The sequence below is a fragment of the Streptomyces sp. NPDC054847 genome (assembly GCF_053610925.1).
In genome coordinates this window covers 11,827-16,984 of sequence record NZ_JBSGZJ010000119.1, presented here as the reverse complement: position 1 = coordinate 16,984, position 5,158 = coordinate 11,827, and the positions used below count along the sequence as shown (strand labels likewise).

Annotated in this window: 6 protein-coding genes; all 6 read left to right on the top strand. The window is 69.8% G+C overall.

The genetic code is table 11. From position 1 onward, the window contains the following. Positions 1-124: 124 nt before the first annotated feature. Positions 125-1,261 carry an LCP family protein gene (locus ACWGH4_RS15035; RefSeq protein ID WP_453460279.1) on the top strand — a complete coding sequence of 379 codons (1,137 nt, stop codon included), beginning with the start codon at positions 125-127 and terminating at the stop codon, positions 1,259-1,261. Between the two features lie 148 nt (positions 1,262-1,409). After that, positions 1,410-1,634, top strand: a complete 225-nt coding sequence (rpmE, locus tag ACWGH4_RS15030) for a 50S ribosomal protein L31 (protein WP_441264204.1) — start codon at positions 1,410-1,412, stop codon at positions 1,632-1,634. A gap of 114 nt (positions 1,635-1,748) precedes the next feature. After that, a complete protein-coding gene (prfA, locus tag ACWGH4_RS15025) occupies positions 1,749-2,828 on the top strand; it encodes a peptide chain release factor 1 (protein WP_453460277.1) in 1,080 nt (359 codons plus the stop codon). A gap of 86 nt (positions 2,829-2,914) precedes the next feature. Then, positions 2,915-3,760 carry a peptide chain release factor N(5)-glutamine methyltransferase gene (prmC, locus tag ACWGH4_RS15020; protein ID WP_005311874.1) on the top strand — a complete coding sequence of 282 codons (846 nt, stop codon included), beginning with the start codon at positions 2,915-2,917 and terminating at the stop codon, positions 3,758-3,760. Positions 3,761-3,800: 40 nt separating this feature from the next. Continuing rightward, the gene (locus ACWGH4_RS15015) at positions 3,801-4,448 is read left to right on the top strand and encodes an L-threonylcarbamoyladenylate synthase (RefSeq protein WP_005311872.1); all 648 of its coding nucleotides are present in this window, start codon (positions 3,801-3,803) and stop codon (positions 4,446-4,448) included. Then, on the top strand, positions 4,445-5,095 hold the full coding sequence (locus ACWGH4_RS15010) for an arsenate reductase/protein-tyrosine-phosphatase family protein (protein ID WP_005311870.1): 651 nt from the start codon (positions 4,445-4,447) through the stop codon (positions 5,093-5,095). Before ACWGH4_RS15015 ends, ACWGH4_RS15010 begins: the two co-directional genes overlap by 4 nt. Positions 5,096-5,158 lie beyond the last annotated feature (63 nt).

The window sequence follows — 5,158 nt, the reverse complement described above, 5'->3', positions numbered from 1 at the left end:
TTCTCAGGGAGTTCTCACCGGGCCGTGCAACGCTTCTCGCTGCTCCGACGTCTGAGCAACTACGACAAACCGCGCCTGAACACCACCAGCGGGGGTAGCGGGAGCAGCGAGAGCCGAGGAGAGCATGAGCGAGCGGAACGGCCGTGGCGGCCGAATAGTCCCCCTACGCCCAGGGGGCGTAGGGGGACCACCAAGCGGCAGACGCCGCAAGCCCCCCACGAAGGCCCGCCGGACCTGGACGGTCGTGGCATGGGTGGCGGCCGCCCTGGTGCTCGTCGGCGGCTCAGGTCTCGGCCTTCTCTACTTCAAGCTCAACGGGAACCTCCAGGGCGTCGACATCAAGACGGCACTGGGCGAGGACCGCCCGAAGAACGTCGACAACGGCTCCATGGACATCCTGGTGCTCGGCTCCGACTCACGCTCCGGCCAGAACTCGGGGTACGGCGACGACGACGGCGCCGCCCGCTCCGACACCGCGATGGTCGTCCACGTCTATCAGGGCCACAAGACCGCGAGCGTCGTGTCCGTACCGCGCGACACCATGGTGGGGCGGCCCGACTGCACCGGCCGTGACGGCACCGACGTCCCCGGCGACGAGCGGGCGATGTTCAACAGCGCCTACGAGATCGGCGGCCCCGCCTGCGCCGTGAAGACGGTCGAGGCGATGTCCGGCATCCGCATGGACCACTACATCGAGGTCGACTTCACGGGCTTCAAGAAGCTCGTCGACGAACTCGGCGGCGTCGACATCACCACCACGCAGCCGATCGACGACAGCAAGAGCCACCTGAGCCTCCGGCCCGGCACCCACCGCCTGGACGGGGAGCAGGCGCTCGGCCTCGTACGCACCCGCAAGAGCGTCGGCGACGGCAGCGACCTCGGCCGCATCCAGCTCCAGCAGGCCTTCATGAAGGCGTTCATCGAGCAGGTCAAGGACGTGGGCGTGTTCAGCAGCCCGAAGAAGCTCCTCGACCTCGCCGACGCCGGTACCAAGGCGATCACGCCCGACTCCGAGCTGGACTCGGTGAACGAGCTGATGGGCTTCGCCAGAGGGCTCGGCGCCCTCGGCGCGGAGGACGTCCACATGATCACGATGCCGGTGGAGTACGACCCCGCCGACCCCAACCGCGTCGTGCCCGTCGAGACCGGCGCGCGACAGGTGTGGACGGCGCTCAAGCAGGACAGGCCGATCCCTGCCTCCGCGGTGCGGGACTCGGCGGGCGACAAGGGCGACGCCGCCACCGTCGTGAAGAGCCCGTAATACCCACTTCGACCGTCAGGAATACTTCGGCGACCACCCCGGTTTTGGGAGATACGGCCGGTCCTGGCAGACTGGTACGTCGGCCCCGGTTCACGTACGAGCATCCCCGCCCGTGCGACCCGGCGCCCTCCCGAACCTAGGAGACACCTTGAAGCGCGACATCCACCCCGAGTACGTCGAGACCCAGGTCAGCTGCACCTGTGGTGCGGCATTCACCACGCGTAGCACGATCCAGAGCGGCAACATCCGCGCCGAGGTCTGCTCCGAGTGCCACCCGTTCTACACGGGCAAGCAGAAGATCCTCGACACCGGTGGCCGCGTGGCCCGCTTCGAGGCCCGCTTCGGCAAGGCTGCCGGCTCCGCCAAGAAGTAGCGAGCCACTGCGCCGGTCCTCGGCCGCCCCCTCCAGGGTGGCCGGGACCGGCGCTTTGTCCGTTCTGAGCAGCCACCGCAGCCACCCCTTCGCGTACGAAACCAGGAGCCATCGATGTTCGAAGCGGTCGAGGAACTGATCGGCGAGCACGCCGATCTCGAGAAGCAGCTCGCCGACCCTTCGGTCCACGCCGACCAGGCGAACGCGCGCAAGCTGAACAAGCGCTACGCCGAGCTGACGCCCATCGTCGGCACCTACCGAGCCTGGAAGCAGACCGGCGAGGACATCGGGACGGCCCGTGAACTGGCCCAGGACGACCCGGAGTTCGCCGCCGAGGTGAAGGACCTGGAGAAGCAGCGAGAGGCGCTCACCGAGAAGCTGCGGCTGCTGCTCGTCCCGCGCGACCCCAGCGACGACAAGGACGTCATCCTCGAGGTCAAGGCCGGCGCGGGCGGCGACGAGTCCGCCCTGTTCGCGGGCGACCTGCTGCGGATGTACCTGCGTTACGCGGAGCGCGTCGGCTGGAAGACCGAGATCATCGACTCGACCGAGTCCGAGCTCGGCGGCTACAAGGACGTCCAGGTCGCCGTCAAGACCAAGGGCGGTCAGGGCGCGACCGAGCCGGGCCAGGGTGTCTGGGCACGGCTGAAGTACGAGGGCGGGGTGCACCGCGTGCAGCGCGTGCCCGCCACCGAGTCCCAGGGCCGTATCCACACATCCGCGGCCGGTGTGCTGGTCACGCCGGAGGCCGAGGAGATCGACGTCGAGATCCACGCCAACGACCTGCGCATCGACGTCTACCGCTCGTCCGGACCCGGCGGCCAGTCCGTCAACACGACCGACTCCGCCGTCCGCATCACGCACCTGCCGACCGGCATCGTCGCCTCCTGCCAGAACGAGAAGAGCCAGCTCCAGAACAAGGAGCAGGCCATGCGTATCCTGCGCTCCAGGCTGCTCGCCGCAGCCCAGGAGGAGGCCGAGAGCAAGGCCGCGGACGCCCGCCGCAGCCAGGTCCGAACGGTCGACCGGTCGGAGAAGATCCGTACGTACAACTTCCCGGAAAACCGGATCTCGGACCACCGCGTCGGCTTCAAGGCGTACAACTTGGACCAGGTGCTCGACGGTGACCTGGACGCAGTGATCCAGGCGTGCGTCGACGCCGACTCCGCCGCCAAGCTCGCGGCTGCCCAGTAGCCCGCGACCCGGCGAAGCCGGTGCAGTTCCCGTAGTCCCGTAGGTCAGAGAAACGTCCGCACGAGCGTCACAGGAAGGGTAGGCACGTGAACCTGCTGCTTGCCGAGGTGGCCCAAGCCACCCAGCGGCTGGCCGACGCCGGCGTGCCGTCACCGCGGTTCGACGCGGAGGAGCTCGCCGCGTTCGTGCACGGCGTGAAGCGGGGAGAGCTCCACAACGTCAAGGACGCGGACTTCGACGCCCGCTACTGGGAGGCCGTCGCCCGCCGAGAGGCACGCGAGCCGCTCCAGCACATCACCGGGCGCGCCTTCTTCCGCTACCTGGAGCTCCAGGTCGGCCCCGGGGTGTTCGTGCCGCGCCCCGAGACCGAGTCGGTCGTCGGCTGGGCGATAGAAGCCGTACGCGCCATGGACGTCGTCGAGCCGCTCATCGTCGACCTGTGCTCCGGCTCCGGCGCCATCGCCCTCGCGATGGCCCAGGAAGTCCCGCGTTCGCGCGTGCACGCCGTGGAGCTGTCCGAGGACGCCCTGAAGTGGACCCGCAAGAACGCCGAGGGTTCCCGCGTCACCGTCCACCACGGCGACGCCCTCACCGCGCTGCCCGAGCTCGACGGCCAGGTCGACCTGGTCATCTCCAACCCGCCGTACATCCCGCTCACCGAGTGGGAGTACGTCGCACCCGAGGCGCGCGACCACGACCCGCAGATGGCCCTGTTCTCCGGCGAGGACGGCCTGGACACCATCCGCGGCATCGAACGCACCGCGCACCGGCTGCTGCGGCCCGGCGGCCTCGTCGTCATCGAGCACGCCGACACCCAGGGCGGGCAGGTGCCGTGGATCTTCAACGAGGAATCCGGCTGGGCCGACGCAGCCGACCACCCCGACCTGAACAAGCGGCCGCGGTTCGCCACCGCCCGCAAGGCCATGCCATGACCAAGCACATGACCAAGCACGTGTACGAGGAGGCCCGCTGATGGCTCGGCGATACGACTGCAACGACGCGACGGATCGCACCACCGGCCTGCGCGAGGCCGCATCGGCCGTCCGCCGCGGAGAGCTCGTCGTGCTGCCCACCGACACCGTGTACGGCATCGGTGCGGACGCCTTCAGCCCCGAGGCCGTCGCCGACCTGCTCGAGGCGAAGGGGCGCGGCCGGAACATGCCCACCCCTGTCCTCATCGGCTCGCCCAACACCCTGCACGGGCTCGTCACCGACTTCTCCGAGCAGGCATGGGAGCTCGTCGACGCCTACTGGCCCGGCGCGCTGACCCTGGTCACCAAGCACCAGCCGTCCCTGCAGTGGAACCTCGGGGACACCCGTGGCACCGTCGCGATCCGGATGCCGCTGCACCCCGTCGCCATCGAACTGCTCACCGAGGTCGGCCCGATGGCCGTCTCCAGCGCCAACCTCACGGGACACCCCTCGCCCGAGGACTGCGACGCCGCCCAGGGGATGCTCGGCGACTCCGTCTCCGTCTACCTCGACGGCGGCCCGACGCCCGGCATCGTTCCGTCGTCGATCGTCGACGTCACCGGCAAGGTGCCGGTCCTGCTGCGTGAGGGCGCCCTGTCCGCGGACGAGCTGCGCAAGGTCGTACCAGACCTCGAGGTGGCCAATTGACCGCCCCTGAGGGGCGTGGCATAGCGGAAACCAGCAGCACGGGCCAGGCCTTCCGCATCCTCCACGTCAGCACCGGCAACGTCTGCCGCTCGCCCATCACCGAGCGGCTGACCCGCCATGCCCTGAGCGACCGCCTCGGCGATCCCCTCACGGGCGGCCTGATCGTGGAGAGCGCGGGCACGTGGGGCCACGAGGGCGCCCCCATGGAGGCCAACGCCGAGATCGTCCTCGCGGACTTCGGAGCGGACGCGAGCGGGTTCGTCGGGCGTGAGCTGCTCGACGAGCACGTCATCCGCGCGGACCTCGTCCTGACGGCCACGCGTGACCACCGTGCGCAGGTCATCTCGATGGGCCACTCGGCGGGCCTTCGGACCTTCACGCTCAAGGAGTTCACCCGCCTCGTACGCGCCATAGACCCGGCGACCCTGCCCGACCCCCGCGAGGACGGCGTCGTCGAACGTGCGCGCGCGCTGGTGCGGGCCGCGGCGGCGCTACGGGGATGGCTGCTGGCGCCGAGCCCGGACGCGGACGAGGTGTTCGATCCGTACGGGGCGCCGATCACGTTCTTCCGCTCGATCGGCGACGAGATCCATCAGGCGCTGGACCCGGTGGTCACGGCGCTGACGGGGGTCCGGGCGCGGTCCTGACAACTTCAGCCTCGCCGGCGTTTGAGGCGCGGGGGTGCGGGGGCAGAGCCCCTGGAAACACCG